At 71.0% G+C, this 23,615-nt stretch carries 21 protein-coding genes; all 21 read right to left on the bottom strand.

Translation table 11 applies throughout. The features are described from left to right. Window positions 1-29: 29 nt before the first annotated feature. The 21 genes from pyk to pyrF all read right to left on the bottom strand — a co-directional run bounded on the left by pyk (window position 30) and on the right by pyrF (window position 23,614). Complete coding sequence (gene pyk / locus RS86_RS15130; protein WP_045273095.1) at window positions 30-1,475, bottom strand: pyruvate kinase; 1,446 nt, start codon at window positions 1,473-1,475, stop codon at window positions 30-32. 67 nt (window positions 1,476-1,542) lie between these two features. Beyond that, complete coding sequence (locus tag RS86_RS15125) at window positions 1,543-2,997, bottom strand: glutamate synthase subunit beta (protein ID WP_045273094.1); 1,455 nt, start codon at window positions 2,995-2,997, stop codon at window positions 1,543-1,545. After that, the gene (gene gltB / locus RS86_RS15120) at window positions 2,990-7,507 is read right to left on the bottom strand and encodes a glutamate synthase large subunit (protein ID WP_082076838.1); all 4,518 of its coding nucleotides are present in this window, start codon (window positions 7,505-7,507) and stop codon (window positions 2,990-2,992) included. Before gltB ends, RS86_RS15125 begins: the two co-directional genes overlap by 8 nt. 169 nt (window positions 7,508-7,676) lie before the next feature. Next, on the bottom strand, window positions 7,677-8,690 hold the full coding sequence (gene lgt, locus RS86_RS15115) for a prolipoprotein diacylglyceryl transferase (RefSeq protein ID WP_045273301.1): 1,014 nt from the start codon (window positions 8,688-8,690) through the stop codon (window positions 7,677-7,679). A gap of 29 nt (window positions 8,691-8,719) precedes the next feature. Next, window positions 8,720-9,508: a tryptophan synthase subunit alpha gene (trpA, locus tag RS86_RS15110; RefSeq protein WP_045273092.1), complete on the bottom strand. Its 789-nt coding sequence runs from the start codon at window positions 9,506-9,508 to the stop codon at window positions 8,720-8,722. Continuing rightward, on the bottom strand, window positions 9,505-10,728 hold the full coding sequence (gene trpB / locus RS86_RS15105; protein ID WP_045273091.1) for a tryptophan synthase subunit beta: 1,224 nt from the start codon (window positions 10,726-10,728) through the stop codon (window positions 9,505-9,507). The genes trpA and trpB overlap by 4 nt, the downstream gene beginning before the upstream one ends. Further along, window positions 10,725-11,534, bottom strand: coding sequence for an indole-3-glycerol phosphate synthase TrpC (trpC, locus tag RS86_RS15100; protein WP_045273300.1), 810 nt, complete (start codon window positions 11,532-11,534; stop codon window positions 10,725-10,727). Before trpC ends, trpB begins: the two co-directional genes overlap by 4 nt. A 2-nt stretch (window positions 11,535-11,536) precedes the next feature. Then, entirely contained in the window at window positions 11,537-11,767 is a 231-nt protein-coding gene (locus RS86_RS15095; RefSeq protein ID WP_045273090.1) for a DUF6704 family protein, read from the bottom strand. Between the two features lie 96 nt (window positions 11,768-11,863). Beyond that, a complete protein-coding gene (locus RS86_RS15090; protein ID WP_045273089.1) occupies window positions 11,864-12,442 on the bottom strand; it encodes a Trp biosynthesis-associated membrane protein in 579 nt (192 codons plus the stop codon). After that, on the bottom strand, window positions 12,442-12,843 hold the full coding sequence (gene hisI, locus RS86_RS15085; RefSeq protein WP_045273088.1) for a phosphoribosyl-AMP cyclohydrolase: 402 nt from the start codon (window positions 12,841-12,843) through the stop codon (window positions 12,442-12,444). Before hisI ends, RS86_RS15090 begins: the two co-directional genes overlap by 1 nt. Beyond that, window positions 12,840-13,634, bottom strand: a complete 795-nt coding sequence (gene hisF / locus RS86_RS15080; RefSeq protein WP_045273087.1) for an imidazole glycerol phosphate synthase subunit HisF — start codon at window positions 13,632-13,634, stop codon at window positions 12,840-12,842. The genes hisI and hisF overlap by 4 nt, the downstream gene beginning before the upstream one ends. Then, entirely contained in the window at window positions 13,634-14,476 is an 843-nt protein-coding gene (gene hisG / locus RS86_RS15075) for an ATP phosphoribosyltransferase (RefSeq protein WP_045273086.1), read from the bottom strand. Before hisG ends, hisF begins: the two co-directional genes overlap by 1 nt. Before the next feature lie 40 nt (window positions 14,477-14,516). Next, entirely contained in the window at window positions 14,517-14,780 is a 264-nt protein-coding gene (locus RS86_RS15070) for a phosphoribosyl-ATP diphosphatase (protein ID WP_045252002.1), read from the bottom strand. Further along, window positions 14,777-15,472, bottom strand: a complete 696-nt coding sequence (gene rpe / locus RS86_RS15065; RefSeq protein WP_045273085.1) for a ribulose-phosphate 3-epimerase — start codon at window positions 15,470-15,472, stop codon at window positions 14,777-14,779. Before rpe ends, RS86_RS15070 begins: the two co-directional genes overlap by 4 nt. 128 nt (window positions 15,473-15,600) lie before the next feature. After that, a complete protein-coding gene (locus tag RS86_RS15060; protein ID WP_082076813.1) occupies window positions 15,601-17,094 on the bottom strand; it encodes an RsmB/NOP family class I SAM-dependent RNA methyltransferase in 1,494 nt (497 codons plus the stop codon). After that, entirely contained in the window at window positions 17,091-18,050 is a 960-nt protein-coding gene (fmt, locus tag RS86_RS15055; RefSeq protein ID WP_045273084.1) for a methionyl-tRNA formyltransferase, read from the bottom strand. The genes RS86_RS15060 and fmt overlap by 4 nt, the downstream gene beginning before the upstream one ends. A 67-nt stretch (window positions 18,051-18,117) precedes the next feature. Further along, complete coding sequence (locus tag RS86_RS15050) at window positions 18,118-20,121, bottom strand: hypothetical protein (RefSeq protein ID WP_045273083.1); 2,004 nt, start codon at window positions 20,119-20,121, stop codon at window positions 18,118-18,120. A gap of 29 nt (window positions 20,122-20,150) precedes the next feature. After that, window positions 20,151-21,344: a methionine adenosyltransferase gene (gene metK / locus RS86_RS15045; RefSeq protein WP_045273082.1), complete on the bottom strand. Its 1,194-nt coding sequence runs from the start codon at window positions 21,342-21,344 to the stop codon at window positions 20,151-20,153. A gap of 134 nt (window positions 21,345-21,478) precedes the next feature. After that, the gene (gene rpoZ, locus RS86_RS15040; protein ID WP_045273081.1) at window positions 21,479-21,733 is read right to left on the bottom strand and encodes a DNA-directed RNA polymerase subunit omega; all 255 of its coding nucleotides are present in this window, start codon (window positions 21,731-21,733) and stop codon (window positions 21,479-21,481) included. A 119-nt stretch (window positions 21,734-21,852) separates the two neighbouring features. After that, complete coding sequence (gene gmk, locus RS86_RS15035; protein WP_045273080.1) at window positions 21,853-22,767, bottom strand: guanylate kinase; 915 nt, start codon at window positions 22,765-22,767, stop codon at window positions 21,853-21,855. Beyond that, window positions 22,760-23,614: an orotidine-5'-phosphate decarboxylase gene (gene pyrF, locus RS86_RS15030; RefSeq protein ID WP_045273298.1), complete on the bottom strand. Its 855-nt coding sequence runs from the start codon at window positions 23,612-23,614 to the stop codon at window positions 22,760-22,762. Before pyrF ends, gmk begins: the two co-directional genes overlap by 8 nt. Window position 23,615 lies beyond the last annotated feature (1 nt).

Genomic DNA, 23,615 nt, shown 5'->3' with positions numbered 1-23,615 from the left:
CCGTGGGAACCGGCCCTCGTGCGCGCGTCCTACTTGACCTGGTAGGCCGGAGCGGCACCCTGAACGGTGTCGCCGACCCGGTGGATGCGCAGGTCGTTCGTGGAGCCGATGATTCCGGGAGGGGACCCGGAGATGACCACGACCTTGTCGCCCACCTCTGCGAGGCCGGATCCGAGCAGGTGCTCGTCGACCTGGTGGAACATCATGTCGGTGTGCGGCACGAAGTTCACCAGGCTCGTGCGGACGCCCCACGTGACGGCCAGGCGACGACGGATGGCCGGGTCGGGCGTGTACGCGAGCATCGGGATGCGCGAACGCAGCCGCGAGAGGCGTCGCGCCGAATCACCCGACTGAGTGAACACGCAGAGGAACTTGGCCTCGACGAACTCGGCGACCTCGAGGGCGGCGAGCGTGATGGCCCCACCCTGGGTGCGCGGCTTCGTGGTCAGCGGGTGGATGCGCTCCAGCCCGTGGTCCTCGGTGGACTCGATGATCCGCGCCATGGTCTCCACGACGATGACGGGGTACTCCCCCACGCTGGTCTCGCCGGAGAGCATCACCGCGTCGGCGCCGTCGAGGACGGCGTTGGCGACGTCGGAGGTCTCGGCGCGCGTCGGAACCGGGCTGGAGATCATCGACTCGAGCATCTGCGTCGCGACGATGACAGGCTTCGCCATGCGGCGCGCGAGCTCGACGGCCTGCTTCTGGACGATCGGGACGGCCTCGAGGGGCAGCTCCACACCGAGGTCGCCGCGGGCGACCATGATGCCGTCGAACGCGTCGACGATGCTCTCGAGGTTGTCGACGGCCTGCGGCTTCTCGATCTTCGCGATGACCGGGACGCGAACGCCCTCCTCGGCCATGATCTCGTGCACACGGGTGACGTCGGTCGCATCGCGGACGAACGACAGGGCGATGAGGTCGGCGCCGATGCGCAGACCCCAGCGCAGGTCGTCCTCGTCCTTCTCGCTCAGCGCGGGGACGCTGACGGCGACGCCGGGCAGGTTGATGCCCTTGTTGTTGGACACCGCACCGGCCACGATCACGCGGGTGGTGACGACGGTGCCGTCGGTCTCGACGACCTCGACGCGGACCTTGCCGTCGTCGATGAGCAGGAAGTCGCCGGGCTTGACGTCCTGCGGGAGGCCCTTGAAGGTCGTCCCGCAGATCTCCTTGTTGCCGAGGATGTCCTCGGTCGTGATCTTGAAGATGTCTCCCACGGCGAGCTCGTAGGGGCCGGCCTCGAACTTGCCGAGGCGGATCTTCGGCCCCTGCAGGTCGACGAGGACGGCGACCGCGCGGCCGGAGTCCTCCGCGGCGCGACGGACGTTGGCGTAGTTGTTCTCGTGCACGGAGTAGTCCCCGTGGCTGAGGTTCAGTCGGGCGACGTCGACGCCCGCATCGATCAGGGCCCGCACCGTTTCATACGTCGAGGTTGCGGGGCCGAGTGTGGCCACGATTTTGGCACGTCTCAATGCGTTCTCCGATAAATGTCAGGGGGATGGAATAAAGGGCCACGCTGCCGGGCCCAGCCTACGCGGGCTAGACCCCGATCGCGACATCCGACGGGCGGACCGGAGCGGGGAGCACAGTCTGTCCCATGAGATGCCGGTCGACCGCCGCAGCCGCGGCGCGGCCCTCGGCGATGGCCCACACGATGAGGGACTGACCGCGTCCGGCATCGCCGGCGACGAACACACCGGGGATGGTCGAGGCGTAGTCCTCGTCGCGGCGGAATGCACCGCGGTCGGTGCGCTGCGGTCCGTCCTCGCCGTACGCCTCGTACTCCGGTCCGGTGAAGCCCATCGCGATGAGCACCAGATCCGCGGGGATCTCCCGCTCGCTGCCGCTCTTGGGAACGCGTCGCCCGTCCACGAACTCGGTCTCAGCGACGCGCAGTGCGCGCACCTCGCCGGCCTCGTTGCCGAGGAACTCGACGGTGGAGGCGAGATACTGCCGCTCTCCGCCCTCCTCGTGCGCAGAGGAGACCTCGAACACGGTCGGCATCATCGGCCAGGGCTGGTGCTCCGGCCGTCCCGCCGACGGCTGGCGGCCGATCGCGAGGTTCGTCACGCTGAGCGCGCCCTGGCGGTGCGCGGTGCCGATGCAGTCGGCACCGGTGTCGCCGCCGCCGATCACGATCACGTGCTTGCCCTCGGCGGAGATCTGGTTCGACACCGGATCCCCGGCGATCGCCTTGTTCGACTCGACCAGGTACTCCATGGCGAAGTGCACGCCGTCGAGGTCGCGTCCGGGGATCGCGAGCTCGCGCGGCAGGGTCGCCCCGGTCGCGATCACCACGGCGTCGTACCGGGTGCGCAGGTCGGCCCAGCTGATGTCGGTGCCGATGCTCACTCCCGCGCGGAAGCGGGTGCCCTCCTCGGACATCTGCCGCAGGCGCGCGTCGAGGTGCGACTTCTCCATCTTGAAGTCGGGGATGCCGTAGCGCAGCAGCCCGCCGATGCGGTCGTCGCGCTCGAACACGGCCACCGTGTGCCCGGCGCGCGTGAGCTGCTGGGCGGCGGCGAGGCCGGCGGGACCGGATCCGACCACGGCGACGGTCTTGCCGGTGAGACGAGCCGGCGGCTGCGCCTCGACCCAGCCCGACGCGAACGCCTCGTCGATGATCGAGACCTCGATCTGCTTGATCGTGACGGCCGGCTGGTTGATGCCGAGCACGCATGCGCTCTCGCACGGGGCGGGGCACAGCCGGCCGGTGAACTCCGGGAAGTTGTTCGTCGCGTGCAGGCGGTCGATCGCGGCGCGGCCCTCGCCGCGCCAGGTGAGGTCGTTCCACTCCGGAATCAGGTTGCCGAGCGGGCACCCCTGATGGCAGAACGGCACGCCGCAGTCCATGCAGCGGCCGGCCTGGCGGCGGAGCACGGCCGAATCGCCCGGCTCGTACACCTCCTTCCAGTCCATGATGCGGACCGGGACGGGCCGGCGTGCGGGGAGCTCGCGCTCCGTGACGGTCAAGAAGCCCTTGGGATCAGCCACCGGTCACCTCCAGGATGCGGGTCCAGACGATGGAGCCGTCGGGGTCGATCCCCTCGGCCTCTGCCTCTGCGCGGGTGCGCAGCACCGCCGCGTAGTCCCGCGGCAGGATCTTCGTGAAGGCGGCGGCGAAGTCGTCGTCCGCCAGGATCGACGCGGCGAGCGGGGATCCTGTGCGCTCCACGTGCTGTGCGAGCAGCTCGCGAAGCTCTTGGGTGTCCACCTCGTCGAGCGGGAGGAGCTCCAGCTCCCCCGAGCCCAGCGACAGCGGATTGACGCGCTCGACCTGCAGGTCGTGCACATAGGCGATGCCGCCGGACATGCCGGCGCCGAGGTTGCGGCCGGTGCTGCCGAGGATCACCGCGACACCGCCGGTCATGTACTCCAGCGCGTGGTCGCCCACGCCCTCGGCGACCGCGACCGCGCCGGAGTTGCGGACCAGGAAGCGCTCGCCGACGACGCCGGAGATGTGGATCGTGCCGCTCGTCGCACCGTAGCCGATCACGTTCCCGGCGATCACGTTGCGGTGCGGCTCGAACGTCGCGTGGCGGTGCGGCCGGATCGCGATCTCGCCCCCGGAGAGGCCCTTGCCGACGTAGTCGTTGGCGTCGCCCTCCAGGGCGATCGAGATGCCCCGCGGGAGGAAGGCCCCGAGGGACTGACCAGCGGTGCCGTGCAGCGAGATGCCGATCGTGCCCGCGGGCAGACCCTCCCCGCCGTGCTGCACCGTGACCTCGTGGCCGAGCATGGTGCCGACGGCCCGCTCGGTGTTGCGGATGGGCAGATCGAAGGAGATCGGCGTGCCCTGGGCGATCGCCTCACGGCCGGCCTCGAGCAGAGGCGCATCGAAGTGCTTCTCCAGCTCGTGGTCCTGCGCGCGGGCGCTGCGACGCGGTTCGTCCGCGGGGAACGCCGGCCCCTCGAGCACCGGGGCGAGGTCGAGGCCATCCGCCTTCCAGTGCTTGATCGCGGCGTCCGTGCGCAGCAGGTCCGCGCGTCCCACGATTTCCTCGAGGCTGCGGAAGCCGAGCGCAGCGAGATGCTCGCGCACCTCCTCCGCGATGAACTCCATGAAGTTCACGACGAACTCGGGCTTGCCGGTGAACCGCTCGCGCAGCACCGGGTTCTGCGTCGCGACGCCGACCGGACAGGTGTCCAGGTGGCACACGCGCATCATGATGCAGCCGCTCACCACGAGCGGCGCCGTGGCGAAGCCGAACTCCTCCGCGCCCAGCAGGGCGCCGATGATCACGTCGCGGCCGGTCTTCAGCTGGCCGTCGACCTGCACCACGACGCGGTCGCGCATGCCGTTGAGCATGAGCGTCTGCTGCGTCTCGGCGAGGCCGAGCTCCCACGGGGTGCCGGCGTGCTTGAGCGAGTTCAGCGGGCTCGCGCCCGTACCGCCGTCATGCCCGGAGACGAGCACGACGTCGCTGAGCGCCTTGGCGACACCCGCGGCGACCGCCCCGATCCCGGACTGGCTGACCAGCTTGGTGTGGATGCGGGCGTTCGGGTTGGCGCGCTTCAGGTCGAAGATGAGCTGCTTGAGGTCCTCGATCGAGTAGATGTCGTGGTGCGGCGGCGGTGAGATCAGGCCCACGCCGGGCGTCGCGTGCCTGGTTCGCGCGATCCACGGATACACCTTCTGCGGCGGCAGCTGACCGCCCTCGCCGGGCTTGGCACCCTGGGCGAGCTTGATCTGGATGTCGTCCGCCTCGGTGAGGTACTGGCTGGTGACGCCGAACCGCCCGGACGCGACCTGCTTGATCGCGCTGCGGCGCTCCGGGTCGACCAGGCGATCCGCGTCCTCACCGCCCTCACCGGTGTTCGACTTCGCGCCGAGACGATTCATCGCGATCGCGAGCGTCTCGTGGGCCTCCTGCGAGATGGAGCCGTAGCTCATCGCACCCGTCGAGAACCGCTTCACGATCGACGACACCGACTCGACCTCGTCGATCGGGACCGGCGGGCGCTCCCCCGTGCGCAGCTCGAAGAGGCCGCGCAGCGTCTTCAGCTCCTTGGCCTGATCGTCGACGAGCTGGGTGTACTCCCGGAAGACGTCGTACCTGCGGGTGCGGGTCGAGTGCTGCAGCCGGAACACCGTCTCCGGGTTGAACAGGTGCGGGGATCCGTCGCGGCGCCACTGGTACTCGCCGCCTGTCCAGAGGCGCTCGTGCGCGCGCGCCGCCGCGTCCTCGGGATAGGCGAAGTCGTGCCGCGCCTGGTTCTCCGTGAACACGTCCTCGATGCCGATGCCGCCGAGTTTGGTCTCGGTGCCGGTGAAGTACGCGTCGACGAGATCCTGGCCGAGACCGACGGCCTCGAACACCTGCGCGCCGGCGTAGGAGCCGACCGTGGAGATGCCCATCTTGGACATGATCTTCAGCACGCCCTTGCCGAGCGCGTAGATGAGGTTGCGAACGGCCTTCTCCGGCGTGATGCCGGTGATGTAGCCCGTGCGCACGAGGTGCTCGACCGTCTCCATCGCGAGGTAGGGGTTCACGGCGGACGCGCCGTAGCCGATGAGCGTCGCGACGTGGTGCACCTCGCGGACGTCGCCCGCCTCGACGATCAGACCGACCTTCATCCGGTCCTCGCGGCGGATGAGGTGGTGATGCACGGCGGACAGCATGAGCAGCGACGGGATCGGGACGAGATCCTTGTTCGAGTCGCGATCGCTGAGGATGATCAGCTCCGCGCCGTCCTCGATCGCCGCGTCGACCTCGGCGCACATCTCGTCGAGACGCTGCGCGAGCGCGTGCGGACCCACGTCGAAGTGGTAGAGCCCCTTGATCGTGGCGCTGGAGCGCTCGGGGCGCGCCCGGTCGATGTGACGGAGCTTCGCGAGCTCGTCGTTGTCGATGACCGGGAAGTCCAGCACGATCGTCCGCGCGTGGTCGGGTCCCCAGTCCAGCAGGTTGCGCTCGGGGCCGAGGCCGAGAGAGAGGTTGGTCACGACCTCTTCGCGGATCGCGTCGAGCGGCGGGTTGGTGACCTGCGCGAACTGCTGCACGAAGTAGTCGAAGAGCAAGCGCGGCCGCTCCGAGAGCACGGCGATCGGGGTGTCGCTGCCCATCGCACCGAGAGGCTCGGCGCCCGTCTGCCCCATCGGGGTCAGCAGGATCCGCACCTCCTCCTCGGTGTAGCCGAAGGTGCGCTGCCGGCGGGTGATCGAGGCGACGGGGTGCACGATGTGCTCGCGCTCCGGGAGGTCGGCGAGGCGCACGCGACCCTCGTCGAGCCACTCCTGCCACGGGTGCAGGGTCGCGAGGTCGCGCTTGACCTCCTCGTCCTCGACGATCCGGCGCTGCGCGGTGTCGACGACGAACATCGTGCCGGGCTGCAGACGGCCTCGGCGCTTGATGCGCTCCGGCTCGAACTCGAGGACGCCGGTCTCGCTGCCGATCACGACGAGGCCGTCCGTCGTCTCGGTCCAGCGGCCGGGACGAAGGCCGTTGCGGTCGAGCGTGGCGCCCACGACCGTGCCGTCGGTGAAGATAAGGGCGGCGGGGCCGTCCCATGGCTCCATCTGGTTCGCGTGGTACTCGTAGAACGAGCGCAGATCGGGATCCAGATCCGTCTGGCGCTCCCAGGCCGCCGGCACCATCATCATGACGGCGTGCGGCAGGCTCCGCCCGGTGAGGGTGAGCAGCTCGAGCACCTCGTCGAACGAGGCCGAGTCGCTCGCCCCGTCGGTGCAGATCGGCAGCAGCGGGCGGATGTCCCCGAGCAGTTCGGACTCGAGCTGGGACTGGCGCGCCCGCATCCAGTTGCGGTTGCCGCCGACCGTGTTGATCTCGCCGTTGTGAGCCAGCATGCGCAGCGGCTGCGCGAGCGGCCACGAGGGGAACGTGTTGGTCGAGTACCGGGAGTGCACCACCGCGAGCTCAGAGGCGAAGCGCTCGTCCTGGAGGTCGGGGTAGAACGGCTCCAGCTGCAGGGTCGTGACCATGCCCTTGTAGCCGAGGGTGCGCGCGGAGAGCGAGACGAAGTAGGCGCCGAGCTCATGGCCCGCGCGCTTGCGCAGCCGGTACGCGACGCGGTCCAGCGCGATGCCGGAGAGGCCCTCGGCGCCGCTGGAAGCGGGACGCGAGACGAACAGCTGCTCGAACGCGGGACGTGCCTCATCGGCCAGCTTGCCGAGATGCTGGTTCGCGGTCGGGACTTCGCGCCAGCCGAGGACGGTGAGCCCTTCCGCGCGGGCGATCTTCTCGATCCCTGCCTTCTGCTCGCGGCGGCTGCGCGAGTCGAGCGGGAGAAAAGCGAGTCCCGCGGCGTACTCGCCGACCGGGGGAAGCTCGAAGGAGGTGACGGCCCGCAGGAACGCGTCCGGCATCTGGGTCAGGATCCCGGCGCCGTCGCCGGTTCCCGCATCCGATCCGATCGCGCCGCGGTGCTCCAGGTTGCGCAGCGCCTCCAGGGCGAGCGCGATGATGTCATGGCCTGGTTCCCCGCGGAGCGTCGCGACCATGGCCAGGCCGCAGGCGTCCTTCTCGAACGCGGGGTTGTACATCCCCTGCTTCGGGGGGTAGGCGCCCGAGGCGCCGTAGGGAGGCTGGAAGTACACCAGTCACCGTCCTCAGATTTCTGATGAACCCGGGGACATCGTCGGCCCGCTCGTTCAGTGCGTGATTCCCGGTGGACGTGCGTCCACCGCAGCGAGGCTCCTGTCGGTGCCGTTCTCAGGGGCGGGAGACGGCGCTCGTGGCGTCCGCCTCCGCGCGATTCTCGTCGGACTGAGGCTCGCTCAGATCGACGAAATCATCGGGGTTTTGCGAGTCTACCCCAGCGTTGCTCGGCTCCCGACCCGGCTGGTACGGCGAGGGCTCGTACCCGGGGTGACGGCGGGCCTGGACGAAGAGGATCACGATGCCGAGCACGACGCCGAACAGCGCCGCCCAGACGTTCGTGCGCAGCCCGAAGTAGATCTCGCTGGGATCGATGCGGATCGACTCCCAGACCATGCGTCCCGCGCCGTACCAGATCAGGTAGACGGCGAACAGCTTGCCCCACTGCAGGCGCAGCTTGTGGCCGAGCCAGAGCAGGAACAGGCAGCCCAGGGTGTTCCAGATGACTTCGTACAGGAACGTCGGATGGAACAGCGTCCCGGGGGCGAGGCCGGCAGGGAAGGCGGGGTTGGTGGACTCGATCTCGAGGCCCCAGGGCAGGTCGGTGGGCAGCCCGAAAAGCTCGTGGTTGAACCAGTTGCCGAAGCGGCCGAACGCCTGCGCCAGGATGAGGCCGGGGGCCAGGGCGTCTGCGAACGCCGAGAAGCGCACTCCGGTCCACTTGCAGCCGAGCCAGGCGCCGATCGCGCCGCCGATGAGGGCGCCGAAGATGGCGATGCCGCCCTCCCAGATCGCCCAGACCGAACCGGGCTCGAAGGGGTTCCAGGTGTTCTTGTCCGGTCCGAAGTAGAAGCCGGGGTGCGTCAGCACGTGGAAGATGCGCGCTCCGATGATCGCCAGCGGCACGGCGATGATGCAGATGTCCACGACGACCCAGCGCTCCGCACCGCGTTTGCTGAGGCGGTGGTTGGTCAGCAGCGTGGCCGCGATGATGCCGGCGATGATGCACAGCGCGTAGAAGTGGATCTGCAGCGTCCACCCGAAGATGTTCAGCGTGAAGAAGCTGACCGGCGGGCTCGGGATGCTGGCGTGCACGCCGATGAGGGCGTTCTGGAGCGCGAAGGGCATGATCACGAGTCTACGTCGTCAGGGCGCCGTCACCGTGCGCGTGCGGTGCCCGTGGCGAGTTCGCGGGTCACCTCGGCGAGCCGCTCCACTCCCCCGTCCCTGAGCGCGCGCACGAGAGCCGTGCCGACGATCGCACCGTCGGCGTACTCCAGCACGCCTGCGATCTGGTCGGCCGTGGAGATGCCGATGCCGACGCAGGCGCGCCCTGCGCCGTGCTCACGGAGCCGCCCGACGAGCGTGCGGGCCGCCTTGTCCAGCTCGGCGCGCTCTCCGGTGATGCCCATGGTCGAGACCGTGTAGACGAAGCCGGTCGAGCTCGACGCGACCAGGTCGAGCCGGGCGTCGGTCGACGTGGGCGCGGCGAGGAAGACGCGGTCGAGTCCGGTGCGCTCACTCGCGGCGATCCACTCCGGGGCCGCCTCCGGCGTGATGTCCGGGGTGATGAGCCCCGCGCCGCCTGCGGCGAGCAGGTCGTCGGCATAGCGGTCGACGCCGTACTGCAGCACGGGGTTCCAGTACGTCATGACGACCACGGGAGCATCGACCGCGTCCGTGATGGCCTTGACCGCGGTGAACAGGTCGCGCATCCGGAAGCCGTTCGCGAGCGCGGCCTGCGTCGCCTCCTGGATGATCGCGCCGTCCATGACGGGATCGCTGTACGGCGGGCCCAGTTCGATGATGTCGACGCCGTTGCGCGCGAGCGCGATCGCCGCGTCGATGCTCGTCTGCAGATCCGGGTAGCCGACCGGCAGGTAGCCGATGAAGGCGCCGCGTCCCGCGTCGTGCGCGCGCTGGATGGCTTCTTCGACGCGACTCATGCGTCGGCTCCGTTCTCTGCTGCGCCCTCGTCGTAGAGGTGGAAGTAGCGCGCGGCGGTGTCCATGTCCTTGTCACCGCGTCCGGAGAGGCAGACCGCGAGGATCGCGTCGGGACCGAGCTCCTTGCCGATCCTGATGGCGCCGGCGAGGGCGTGCGCGGACTCGATCGCGGGGATGATGCCCTCGGTGCGGCTGAGCAGGCGCAGGGCCTGCATGGCCTCGTCGTCGGTCGCGGGGATGTACTCGGCGCGGCCGATCGCGGCGAGCCAGGAGTGCTCCGGTCCCACGCCGGGGTAGTCGAGTCCGGCCGAGATCGAGTGCGACTCGATCGTCTGCCCGTCCTCGTCCTGCAGCACGTAGGTGCGGGCGCCGTGCAGCACGCCGGGCCGACCGCGCTCGATGGACGCGGCGTGCTTGGGCGTGTCGACGCCGTCGCCGGCGGCCTCCACGCCGTAGAGGCGCACGCCCTCGTCGTCGAGGAACGCGTCGAACATGCCGATCGCGTTGGATCCGCCGCCGACGCACGCGAGCACCGCGTCCGGCAGGCGTCCGGCCTCGTCGAGGAGTTGCTGGCGCGCCTCCTCGCTGATGATCTTCTGGAAGTCGCGCACCATGGCGGGGAACGGATGCGGGCCCGCCGCGGTGCCGAAGATGTAGTTGGTCGTCTCGACGGACGCGACCCAGTCGCGGTAGGCGTCGTTGATCGCGTCCTTGAGGGTGCGCGAGCCCGTGGTGACGGGAACGACCTCCGCGCCGAGAAGGCGCATGCGGGCGACGTTGAGCGCCTGACGCTCGGTGTCGACCTCGCCCATGTAGATCGTGCATTCCAGGCCGAACAGCGCAGCCGCAGTCGCCGTGGCGACGCCGTGCTGACCTGCCCCGGTCTCGGCGATCACGCGCGTCTTGCCCAGCCGCTTGGTCAGCAGGGCCTGGCCGAGCACGTTGTTGATCTTGTGCGAGCCGGTGTGGTTGAGGTCCTCGCGCTTGAGGAAGATCCTCGCGCCGCCGGCGTGCGCGGCGAACCGCGGCACCTCGGTGATGGGCGAGGGACGCCCGGCGTAGGAGTGCAGCAGGGTCGCGAGCTCGGACTGGAACGCCGGGTCGGCGATCGCCTCGTGGTACGCCTCGGTCAGCTCGTCGATCGCCGCGATGAGCGACTCTGGCATGAAACGTCCGCCGAACTCGCCGAAGAACGGCCCCGGCTGATCGCGAAGACTCACTTCGTCTCCCTCCGGTCGCTCAGTGCGTCGCATGATCCGGCCTCCAGGAAAGAATGCAGGGTGGCGACGGGATCGCCGGTGACGAGGGCCTCGCCGATGAGCACGGCGTCGGCGCCGGCCGCGCGGTAGTGCGCGACGTCGGCGGGCGTGAGCACCGCGGACTCCGCGATCTTCACGGAGGTCGAGGGGATCCGCTCCGCCAGCCGGCCGAACAGGTTCCGGTCCAGCTCGAGCGTCTTCAGGTCACGGGCGTTCACGCCGATGAGGTGCGCGCCGAGGTCGATCGCGACCTCGAGCTCCTCGGCCGAGTGCGTCTCGACGAGCGGAGTCATGCCCAACTCGAGGATGAGGGCGTACAGCCGCTCCAGGTTCGCGCGGTCCAGACCCGCCACGATCAGCAGCGCGAGGGACGCGCCTGCGGCGCGCGCCTCGAACACCTGATAGGGCGTGGCGATGAAGTCCTTGCGGAGCACGGGCACCTGCACGGCGGCGGTGACGGCTTCGAGGTCGGCCAGGCTGCCGCCGAACCGGCGCTCCTCCGTGAGGACGCTGATCGCAGATGCTCCGCCCTGCTGGTACAGGGACGCCTGCAGCGCCGGATCCGGGATCTCGGCCAGGGCTCCGCGCGACGGGCTCGCCCGCTTCACCTCGGCGATGATCTTCACTCGGTCGGCGGGCGTCAGCGCGGCGCGGGCATCGAGTGCGGGGGCGCGATCCAGGGCGGCGCGCTCCACGATCGCGAGCGGACGCTCCCGCTCGCGACGGGCCGCGTCCTCGACTGCGCCGGCCGTGAGGTCGGCGAGCACCATTAGTGCGCCTTCGGCTGGTACTTCGGGCCCTTCGCGCCGTAACCGGCCTTGGAGAGCACCCAGCCGGAGATCGCGCCGACGACGATCAGCGCGACGCCCACCCACACCACGACCGGGACCTCGAGGAAGAACGCGGTCGTGCCGACCGTGAAGCCGAGCAGCATGATCACCACGGCGGTCCAAGCCGCAGGCGAGTGTCCGTGGCCGGGATCTGCGATGGGGTTGCTCATGTTCTCCTCCGAGCGTCGGGTGGTGGGTTCAAGTCTATCGGGATCGCGCCTGCCGGCGAGGACGCCGGACGGCACCGGGTGCCTTCGCGGCGGGCGTCAGCGTGTGGGATCCGTACCGCGGCTGAGGTCGTCCCAGCTCTCCACGGCGTCGACCGGTCCGTCGTGCGGCACGGGCGATGTGCGGTAGCGCCGCCCGCCGCTGCGCCATCGGCCGGCGGTGATCAGCGCGAGTCCTCCGCCGAGCACGAGCAGGATCCAGCCGACGAGCGCCGCCCAGGGCCAGGCCGTCACAGCGATGCCGTCGATGATGGCCGACAGTGCGGTGTCCCCGGCGAGCCCTGTGGCCTTGGTCAAGGCCGGGCTCACCGCGTCGAGGGGATGCTGCAGAAGGATGCGCGCCGTCAGCACGAACATGAGGACGCCGACGGCGACCGCGATCGCAGCGAACACGCGCCGCATCACAGGACCGACCAGCGCGATGGCCGCGCAGAGAGCCAGCGCGGTGAGGCTGAGCGGCGCGAGCACGGGCAGCGCCGCATTGCCGGCGACCTCGAGCGCCTCTCCCCCGTCGGCGCGCCCGACCGTGAGCCAGGTCTGCGTCGAGGAGAGGATGCCGATCCCGCCCGCGAGCAGGATCAGCAGAAGGCTCGTGGACTTCGCGCGGCGCGTGAGCATCACTCCGTCGCCTGCTCTGCGCTGTCTGCGGTGGAACCGTCCTGTGCCACGGTGACGACGGGATCGAGATCCGTTCCGTCGAAGCAGGTGCGCGTGCCGGTGTGGCAGGCCACACCGATCTGGTCGACGAGCAGGAGCACGGTGTCGCCGTCGCAGTCGAGGCGGGCGCCGCGCACGTTCTGGACGTGGCCGGAGGTGTCCCCCTTGCGCCAGTACTGCTGGCGAGAGCGGGACCAGTAGGTGGCGCGACCCGTCGTCAGTGTGCGGCGCAGCGCCTCCTCGTCGGCCCACGCCATCATGAGCACCTCGAGGGTGTCCCACTGCTGCACGACGACGGGGACCAGTCCCTGGTCGTTCCAGGTGACGAGGCCCAGTTCGGCCTCGATGCGGTCGTCGGTCACGTCGTCTCGTTCCGTTCGCTCAGCGCACTGCGTCGCACCGTCACGCCCGCGGCGCTCAGGGCCGCCTTGACGTCGCCGACCGTCAGTTGGCCGGAGTGGAAGACGCTCGCGGCCAGCACGGCATCGGCGCCCGCGGCGATGGCAGGGGCGAAGTCCTCCGCCTTCCCCGCGCCGCCCGATGCGATCACCGGAACGCTGGAGACCTCGCGCATGAGTCGCACGAGCTCCAGATCGAAGCCGTCCTTGGTGCCGTCCGCGTCGATCGAGTTGACCAGCAGCTCGCCGGCACCGCGCTCGATCGCCTCGCGGGCCCAGTCCAGGGCGTCGAGGTCGGTCTCGGTGCGACCGCCGTGGGTGGTCACCGCGAAACCGGATGCCGTGCGGGCGCTGCGCTTGATGTCGAGCGAGAGCACGAGCACCTGGGCGCCGAAGCGGTCGGCGATCTCGCCGATGAGTTCTGGCCGGGCGATCGCCGCGGAGTTCACACCGACCTTGTCGGCGCCGACGCCCTGCAGCCGGGCGACGTCATCGACCGAGCGCACCCCTCCGCCGACCGTGAGCGGCACGAAGACCTCCTCGGCGGTGCGGCGCACGACGTCGTAGGTCGTGGCGCGCTCGTCCACGGTCGCGGTCACGTCCAGGAACGTGATCTCGTCGGCACCCTGCGCGGCGTAGTGCCGCGCGAGCTCGACCGGGTCGCCCATGTCGCGCAGGTTCTCGAAGTTGACGCCCTTGACGACGCGACCGGCGGCCACGTCGAGACACGGGATGACGCGCGCGGTGAGCGACATCAGAGCCTCGCGGCGTGGATCGCGGTGACGAGGATCGCCCGCGCGCCGAGCGCGTAGAGCTGATCCATGACCTGGTTCATGCCGCGGCGCGGGATCATCACCCGCACGGCGACCCAGGCCGGATCCCGCAGCGGGGACACGGTCGGGGACTCGCGCCCCGGAGCGATCGCGGCCGCCTGCTCGACGAGGTCGGCGGGCAGGTCGTAGTCCAGGAGCACGAAGCGGTGGGCGACCATGACGCCACGCAGGCGCCGCAGCAGCTTCTCGGTGCCGTCGGCGTCGCCGGGGCGGCTGATCAGCACGGCCTCGGACTCAATGATCACGGGCCCGAAGATCTCCAGACCCGCCTGACGGAGGGTGGTGCCGGTCTCCACGACATCGGCGATCGCATCCGCGACGCCCAGGCGCACCGCGGACTCGACCGCGCCGTCCAGGGGGACGAGTTCCGCCTCGACACCGTGCTCGCGCAGGTAGTCGTCGACCAGACCGGGGTAGGCGGACGCGACCCGCACCCCGTTGAGGTCCTCCAGGGTCTTGAATCGGCCCGGAGGCGCCGCGAAGCGGAACGTCGAGCGTGCGAAGCCGAGCTGCTCGACCTCTCGCGCATCGGGGCGGCGCACGTCGCGCAGCAGGTCGCGGCCCGTGATGCCGACGTCCAGCGCGCCGGAGGCGACGTATGTGGCGATGTCACGGGGACGGAGGAAGAAGAACTCGACGTCGTTGTCGGCGTCGATCACGTGCAGGGTCTTGGTGTCGCGACGGCCGGCGTAGCCGGCTTCGGCGAGCATCTCGGCGGCGGTCTCGGACAGCGATCCCTTGTTCGGGACGGCAATGCGCAGCATGGGAAGGTCTTTCGTTCGAAGCGGTCCTGGTCGGGGCGCTTCACAGATGTCGGTAGACGTTCTCCAGGGTCAGTCCCTTGGCCAGCATCAGCACCTGCAGGTGGTACAGCAGCTGGGAGATCTCCTCGGCCGCGGCCTCGTCGCTCTCGTACTCGGCGGCCATCCACACCTCGGCCGCCTCCTCCACGATCTTCTTGCCGATCGTGTGCACTCCCGCGTCGAGCTCGCGCACCGTCCCGGATCCCTCCGGGCGCTCGGCCGCCTTGCGGCTCAGCTCGGCGAACAATTCGTCGAAGGTCTTCACCCTCCCAGGCTACCGGCTCGCGCGAGGCCCCGGAGCCGCGTGACGGCTGCTTCGATGTCCTGTGAGCCGTAGACGGCGGATCCGGCGACGAACGTGTCGGCGCCCGCGGCGGCGGCCTGAGCGATCGTCGCGTCGGAGATCCCGCCGTCGACCTGCAGCCATACGTCGGATCCGCGACGCTTCGCCTCGTCCGCGAGGGCGCGCAGCTTCGGCATCGTCTCGGGCATGAAGCCCTGCCCGCCGAACCCGGGCTCGACCGTCATCACGAGGATCTGATCGAACTCGCCGAGGATGTCGTAGAGCGGCTCCGCCGCCGTGCCGGGCTTGATCGCGATACCGGCCCTGGCGCCCATGCTGCGGAGCCTCCGCGCAAGAGCGACGGGATCGGTTGCCGCCTCGAGGTGGAAGGTGACGCTCGCGGCGCCCAGTTCGGCGTATCCCGGCGCCCAGCGGTCCGGATCCGTGATCATAAGGTGCACGTCGAGCGGGATCGGGCTCGTCGCCTGGATGCGCTCGACCATCTGCGGTCCGAACGTGAGGTTGGGCACGAAGTGGTTGTCCATCACGTCGACATGCGCGAAGTCGGCTGTCGCGATGCGGGCGAGATCCGCCTGCATGTTCACGAAGTCGGCGGCGAGGATCGACGGGTTGATCCGAGGGGCTGCGGGCAATTCGGCGCGGGATGCGGGCATGCGCCCATTATCCCGGCATCGGCACCCCGGCCCGCCCGTCACTACTTCCGGGTCGTCCCCATCAGCGCACGCCATAGGGTCCGCTGAGGGGGACGACTCGGAAGTGGGGGCGGAGTAGCGCCCGACCCTTACGGCTGTTTCCGGAGCAGCGAGAGGAACATCGCGTCCGTGCCGTGGCGGTGCGGCCAGAGCTGGGCGTGACCGGATCCGCTCGACGGCTCCGGCAGGTCGATCGGCTGTTCCGACACGGCGCGGACCGCCTCGCGGGCGTCGAGCTCCTGCACGTCGTCCCTGTCGCGGAGCACGGACTGCACCACCGCCGCGGTCTCGGCGAGGTGCGGCGAGCACGTGACGTAGGCGAGGATGCCTCCGGGCTTGAGCGCTCCGAGCGCAGCGGCCAGCAGCCCCTCCTGAAGAGCGGCGAGTTCCGGGACATCCGCCGCCGTCTTCCGCCAGCGTGCCTCCGGCCGGCGCCGGAGCGCTCCGAGCCCGGTGCAGGGCGCGTCGAGCAGGATCCGGTCGTAGACACCGGGGCGGTCGACGGCGAGGACGCGACCGTCCTCCTCGGCCACGTCCACATGCAGCGGCACGGAGGCGACGGCCTTGCGGACCAGTCCCGCCCTGGCCGGCACCACCTCGTTCGCATCGAGTGTCGCGCCGCTGCGCAGAGCCTCCGCGGCGAGCAGAGCGGTCTTGCCGCCGGGACCGGCGCAGAGGTCCAGCCAGCGCTCCCCCGCCGTGACCGGCTGTGCGCCGACGAGGGCGAGTGCGACGAGCTGCGAGCCCTCGTCCTGCACGCGCACGCGCCCCTTGTTCGCGGCAACGACCGCTCCGGGGTCTCCCCCTGCGGATCCGAACGCCGTCGCCGCATACGGCCGCCGGGGCCCCTGCGGCTCCGCGAGCCCTGGCAGGGCGACGAGCGTGACCTCGGGCGCGGCGTTGTCGGCGGCGAGGAGCGCCTCGAGCTCCTCCTCCCGCCCTTCGGCGGCGAGGGCGCGGCGCAGGGCGCGGATGATCCACACCGGGTGGGCGAAACGGAGTCCGAGGCGCTCGTCGTCCGAGCGCGCCGCGGCCGTGACCGCATCGAGCCACTCGTCCTGCGTACGCGCGGCGACGGAACGGAGCACCGCGTTCGCGAAACCGGAGGCCCCGCGGCCCGCATGCAGCGCGACGAGGTTCACCGACTCGTTGACCGCGGCGTGGGTCGCCACACGGGTCGCGAGGATCTGGTGCGTCCCGAGGCGCAGGGCGTCGAGCACGGGCGGATCGATGTCGGCGATGTCCCGGCCGGCCGCCTGCGCGATGATCGCGTCGTAGGTGCCGAGGCGGCGCAGCGTCCCGTAGGCGAGCTCGGTCGCGAGGGCCGCATCCGCACTGGAGAGCCCCGCCTCCCTGATCGCGCCGGGCAGCAGCAGGTTCGCGTAGGCGTCGGAGGTGCTGACAGCGCGGATCACGTCATAGGCGACGCGGCGCGCAGGCTGCACGTCACGGGGACGCGCACCCCGCGACGGTGCACGATGCGACGTTCCGCCCGTGCTCTCCCGACGCGGTCCGCCCTGTCCGTCCGCGCGTCGCTGCGGACCCCGACGGTCGTCGCGGTTCTGCCGTCCCTGCCCGCTCATCGTGCCTCGTTCCCCTCGCTCGGGGAAGACGCCGCATCGAGCTCCGCGGTCGCGCCGTCGGCGACCCGCAGGCCGCGGAACCAGTCGGAGGCCGCCATCGCAGCCTTGCCCGCGGGCTGCACGCGCACGAGCAGCAGCGGCACGGAGCCGGTGCCGACGAGCACTCCGCCCTTGATCCCGCGGAGCCCACCCGGCGGAAGCGGATCCGCATCCGCCGCCCGCGCGAGCTCGCGCACCTTGAGCGGGGCTCCGTCCCATGTCGTGTGCGCGCCCGGCTCGCTCGTGACCCCGCGGTAGCGGGCGAACACGGCATCCGCGGACTCTGTCCAGTCCAGCCGCCCGTCGTCGAGGCCGAGTTTCGCGGCGTGGGTGGCGTCGCCCTGCTGCGGCACCGGGCGGGCGCTGCCGTCGGCGATCGCGGCGACCGCCTCCGCCGTGAGCTCGGCGCCGTCGACGGCGAGCGAGGCGAGCGCATCGTCGGCGGTGGCGTCCTCCGCGACCGGATACACGCGCATCGCGTGCACGTCCCCCGCGTCGAGCGCCGGCACGAGCTGGAACACCGTGGCGCCGAGCTCGGCATCGCCCGCGATGAGCGCCCGCTGCACCGGGGCGGCTCCGCGCCAGGCGGGCAGCAGCGAGAAGTGCAGGTTGATCCAGCCGTGTTCGGGGGCGCTCAGAAGCGGTTCGCGCACGAGGCCGCCGTAGGCGACGATGACGCCGAGCTCCGGGCGCAGCGCGGAGATCCGTCCCGTGGCCTCCTCATCCAACCGCGCAGCCTTGATGACCGGGATCCCGAGAGCCTCGGCCTCCTGGGCGACCGGCGAAGGCGTGAGGATCCGCTTGCGCCCGAGCGGGGCGTCGGGACGCGTCACGACCGCGACGATCTCGTGCTCGCCGGCGAGGCGACGGAGGGTGGGCACGGCGGCCGCCGGGGTTCCGGCGAAGACGAGACGCATGGAGGGTCCTTCGAAGGTGCTGCGGGATGTTCGAGACGAACGGCGCGGTTCGGGTGGTTCGGGTGGTTCAGAGGTCGGGTTCGGTGACGTCGAGCCTCACCGAGAGCGTAGTCCGTAGGGTCTTGCCGCGGGCCCGACGGCGCCCCATGGCCTCGGCCACCACGGCGGCCCGGAGCGTGCCGGCCACCCGCGCGCCCTCCGCATAGGGGAAGCGCACGAGCGCGCGTTCCCGCCCGTCGTCGTCGCCCTCGATCGGTACGGGTCCGAGCACGGCGTCCGGCGGAAGCTGGAGTGCCGCGATGTCATCGAGGGCGCGGCGGACTCCCGCGCCCGTGCCTTCGAGCTGCGCGACCCTGACGGACGGAGGCATGCGCAGCGGCGCGCGTTCGACGAGCTCCGCACGGGCGTAGGACGCCTGGGACCACGTGGCGAGGGCGCGGGCGACCGCGCCGTCGACGCCGACGAGATGGATCGGCGCTCCGGGTGCGGCCAGAGCCGCCGCGTTCGACCACCAGCGCAGGCAGGACTCGCCGATCCGCAGTTCGGGCGCCTGCAGCATGCGGGAGCCGTCGAGCAGCACGACCGCGCGATAGCCGCCCTCGGCCAAGGGCTCGGCACCCCGCGTCGCGACGACCAGCGCAGGCTTCGCGTCGATCCGCTCGACCGGGTGATTGCCGTCCGCGACGATCACCCTGATACCGGGGAACGCGCGTCCCAGCTCCTCCGCCGTCCGTTCACTGCCGGACGCGGCCAGTCGCACGGTCTCGCCGCCGCAGGAGCCGCACGCCCATTGCCGCGCACCGCGTCCGCACCAGGCGCACACGGGCGTCGCCCCGCGGTGCGCGGCGCCGAGCGGTCCCCCGCAGGACGTGCAGCGCGCCGGAGCGCGACATGACGCGCACACCAGAGTCGGCGAGAAGCCGGGCCGGGCGACCTGCAGCAGCACGGGGCCGGTCGCCGCGGCCTCCCGCGCCGTCAGGAAGGCGCGGGACGGCAGACGCTGACCGCGGCGGTCCAGATCCTCGGTGGTGTCCAGCACGACCCGCGGCAGCCGCCGTCGCGCCGCCGTGATCGCACGGATCCATCCGCTCTCGACCAGGCGCTCGACGTCCGTCGTGCGGGTGTGACCCGCGAAGAGCAGCGCCGATCCCTCCTGCTCCTGTCGCAGCAGGGCGACGTCGCGCGCATGCACGCCGGGCGCGAGCGGCTCGCCGAGCAGGCTGTCACCGTCGTCCCAGAGCGCCACCAGCCCCGCCCGTACGGGGGCGTACGCGGCGGAGCGGTTGCCGACGACGATGCACGGCGCCTCCTCGAGGGTGCGGAGATACGCGCGATACCGGTCGGGATTGGTCTGGCGGGAATCCAGCCGTGCGACGGGAGCGTCGGGCGCGAGCGCGTCGAGAGCGGCGAGGAGCAGATCGAGGTCGCGGTAGTCCGGCACGACGAGGATCGCCGAGGCGCCGTCTGCGACGGTGCGCGCGGCCGCGGCGGCCAGCAGCCGGGTCCACTCCGGCAATCCGTCGGGGGCCAGCCGCGGAATCGCCTCCACGGCGGCCCGCGCCGAATCCGCGAGCGCCTCGGCGAGCCCCTCGTACTGGGCGATCGTGTCGGAGACGGCGGGGAGCACCGCGGTGCTCGGCGAGACGGCGGCGGCGTCCGGATCCCGCGGGGCGTCGTCCGCTTCCTGGGTCGCATCATCGACGGCCCGGGCCGCGAGCCATGCCTTCTCCACGCGCACCTGGCGCTTGGGCACGATCAACCGGAGCACGTCCGAGGCGCTGCCGGCGGCGCGATCGGCCACGCGGCGGGCGAGCGTGGAGAGCTGCTCCGGCAGCACCTGTGCGCGCGACACCACGGCGTCCACCTCGGCGAGAGTCCTGGTGTCGTCGTCCTCGGTGTCGAGCTCGACCAGGTACGCGTCGATGAGTCGTCCGGCCGAGCGGAGCGGCACCCGCACCCGCACCCCCGGCATCGCGTCATCGATCAGCTCAGCCGGGATGGCGTAGTCGAACAGCCGATCCAGCTGCGGGACCGGCGAGTCCAGCAGCACGCGGGCGATCGGCCGTGGCACGAGCGGAGCTTGCGGGTGAGCGGGGTCGATCAGAGGCCGGCGGCGCGGCGCAGGTCGTCGGCGCGCGTCGTCTGCTCCCAGGTGAACGTCGGCAGCTCGCGGCCGAAGTGCCCGTAGGCCGCCGTGGCGGCGTAGATCGGGCGCAGCAGATCGAGCTCCTCGATGATCGCCTGCGGGCGCAGGTCGAAGACCGAGCGGATCGCACGGGTGATCGTCTCGTCGTCGACCTTGCCGGTGCCGAACGTCTCCACGTACAGTCCCACGGGCTGCGCGACGCCGATCGCGTACGCGACCTGCACCTCGAGCCGATCGGCGAGACCCGCCGCGACCGCGTTCTTGGCGACCCAGCGCATGGCGTAGGCGCCGGAGCGGTCGACCTTGGACGGGTCCTTGCCGCTGAAGGCACCGCCGCCGTGTCGTGCCGCCCCGCCGTAGGTGTCGATGATGATCTTGCGGCCGGTGAGGCCCGCATCGCCCTTCGGGCCACCGGTGACGAAGGGGCCGGCCGGGTTGATGTAGTGCGTGACGCCGTCGAGGTCGAGGCCCGTCGTGGCGAGCACGGGATCGATCACGTGCTCGCGGACGAGCGCCTTGAGCTCCTCCTGCGAGATCTCCGGGTTGTGCTGGGTGGACAGCACCACCGCGTCGACCGTCTTCGGAGTGAAGCCGTCGTAGCCGAGCGTCACCTGGGTCTTGCCGTCGGGGCGCAGGAACGGCAGCGTGCCGTCGCGGCGCACCTCGGTCAACCGCTCCGCCAGGCGATGCGCGGTCCACGCCGCCATCGGCATGAGCTGCGGCGTCTCGGTCGTCGCGAAGCCGAACATGATGCCCTGGTCGCCGGCGCCCAGGAGGTCCCTGGGATCCGACGAGCCGCCTTCGCGGTGCTCGCGCGCCTGGTCCACGCCGCTCGCAATGTCGGCCGACTGCTCCCCCACCGACACGCTCACGCCGCATGAGGAGCCGTCGAACCCGGTTTCGCTGGACGTGTAGCCGATCCCGTTGACGACATCCCGCACAATGGTCGGGATGTCGACGTAGCCGGAGGTGCGGATCTCCCCCGCCACGTGCACGAGGCCGGTCGTCACGAGCGTCTCCACGGCGACGCGCGCCCCGGTGTCCACCGTGAGCAGGCCGTCCAGGATCGAGTCGGAGATCTGGTCGCAGATCTTGTCCGGGTGCCCCTCGGTGACGGACTCGGAGGTGAACAGACGCAGCGCGCTCATCGGTGCTCCTTGGTGTGGAGGAAGGTCGGGTGGGGCGGGATGCACCCCAGGCAGCCGGGCGGTGCGCCCGAGCCCAGTATGAACGGAGCCGCCGACATCCACGGAAGGGATGACGGCGGCTCCGGAGGGTCAGCTCACTCCGCGTGGCGGATGCGGAGCTTGTCCTCGTTGATCTCGTGCAGCGCGATGGTCAGCGGCTTGTCCTCGACGGAGGAGTCGACCAGCGGACCCACGTTGTCGAACAGGTTGCCCTCGTGCAGGTCGGAGTAGTAGTCGTTGATCTGACGCGCGCGCTTGGACGCGTAGATGACGAGCTCGTACTTGGACTCGACGCGGTCGAGCAGGTTGTCGATGGGCGGGTCGATGATGCCGTTGTTGTGTCCGGCCATGGTGGACCTCCTGTTGGTGGGATGTTCGGCGACGCGCGTCGCGAAGAATTCGGGCGTGCGCACCGGCCCTCGGACCGGCTCAGGACCCTTCGACAAGCTCAGGGACCGGGAGAGAGCGGTCAGCGCGCAGACGCCGAGGACAATTCTACGACCTCTCGGGCGGCCGTGGCGACGTCCTCGTTCACGACACGGTGATCGAACTCGGACTGAGAGGCCAATTCGACCTTCGCGGTGCGCAGACGTCTGGTGCGTTCCTCCGCGTCCTCCGTGCCCCGGCCGACCAGCCGCTGCACAAGTTCGTCCCAGGACGGGGGCAGCAGGAACACGAGGTTCGCGGAGGGATCCGCAGCGCGCACCTGCCGTGCGCCCTGCAGGTCGATCTCCAGCAGCACCGTCTTGCCCTCGGCCAGCGCCGCGTCGATCGGCCTGCGCGGAGTGCCGTAGCGGAACCGGTTGTGCACGGTCGCGTGCTCGAGCAGCTCGTCCGTCGCGATCATGCGGTCGAACTCGGCGTCGTCGACGAAGAAGTAGTGCACACCGTCCTGTTCCCCCGGACGAGGAGCGCGCGTGGTCGCGGACACGGACAGGTGGATCTCGGGGTGGTTCTCGCGGATGTGCGCCGCGACCGTGCCCTTGCCGACCGCGGTCGGCCCCGCCAGCACGAGCAGGCGGCTGCGGCCCTCGCGGGGCACGGGCTGGGGGAACCGGGCATCGACCCAGTGGCGCAGCGCGAGCTGCTGGCGGGATCCGAGGCCTCCGAGTCGCTTGACCGGCGAGATCTGCAGGTCGGCGAGGATGCGATCGCGCTTGCCGGCGCCGATCGCCGGCAGAGCGGTGAGGAAGTCCGGCACGCGCAGCGTTCCCGCCGTCGAGAGCGGGTCCGCCGCGGCCGCGGCCAGTACGTCCTGCGGAGCGATCACCCGCATGGTCAGATCGCGCTTCAGCGACGCCCGCGCGCGGCGGCGCTCGACCGCTCGGCGCGCAGCGGCGACACGATCGACCTCGGGGACTGCACGCCCTGCCGGTTCAACCACCCATGACCTCCTGGTAGCGCGCGGCGCGCTCTTCGATCGTCGCTGCGATCCGGTCCGGACCAGCGGACAGGATGCTCCGGCTTTCGGAAGCCAGGACGTTACCTGCCAGCGTACCGAATCTCGCACGCAGATCCGCGGGTGTCGCGCCCTGCGCGCCGAATCCGGGCGCGAGCAGCGGCACCGTGCGCAGCGTGTCGTCGTCCAGGGCGAAACCGGCCCGGTCGATGGTCGCCCCGATCACGAGGCCGACGGATCCGAGCTCGCTCTCCGGCGCGTCGTAGGCCGTCACGTCCCGGGTGATGCGCAGCGCGGTGGTCTCCCCCTGGGTCGTCGCGAGGGCCGCGGGGACCAGCGCCTGCTGCACCGGCGCGCCCTCGGGGTTGCTCGTCGCGGCGAGCACGAACACGCCCTTGCCCACGGGCAGCGCGCGCGTGATCGCCTCTGCGAGCGACCCGCCGCCGAGGTAGGGGCTGATCGTGAGCGCATCGGCTTCGAGCGGCGCGCCCGGCTCGAGCCAGGCCTGCGCGTAGCCGGCCATGGTCGTGCCGATGTCGCCGCGCTTCGCGTCGGCGACGACCAGGAGCCCCGCCGCACGCGCCGCCGACATGACGTCTTCGAGCGCGGCGAAGCCGCGGGATCCGAAGCGCTCGAAGAACGAGACCTGCGGTTTGACCATCCCGACGCGCCCCGCGGCGGCCTCGACCGTGGCGAGCCCGAACGCGCGCACGCCCTCGGCCGTCTGGGGCAGGCCCCAGACGTCCAGCAGCGCCTCGTGCGGGTCGATGCCCACGCACAGCGGGCCGTACGCGTCGAGCGCCCGGCGCAGCCGCGATCCGAACGAGGTCACG

Source organism: Microbacterium azadirachtae (assembly GCF_000956505.1).
Classification (GTDB): domain Bacteria; phylum Actinomycetota; class Actinomycetes; order Actinomycetales; family Microbacteriaceae; genus Microbacterium; species Microbacterium azadirachtae_A.
The sequence above is the reverse complement of the archived record's forward strand: the minus strand, read 5'-3'. Positions and strand labels throughout refer to the sequence as shown.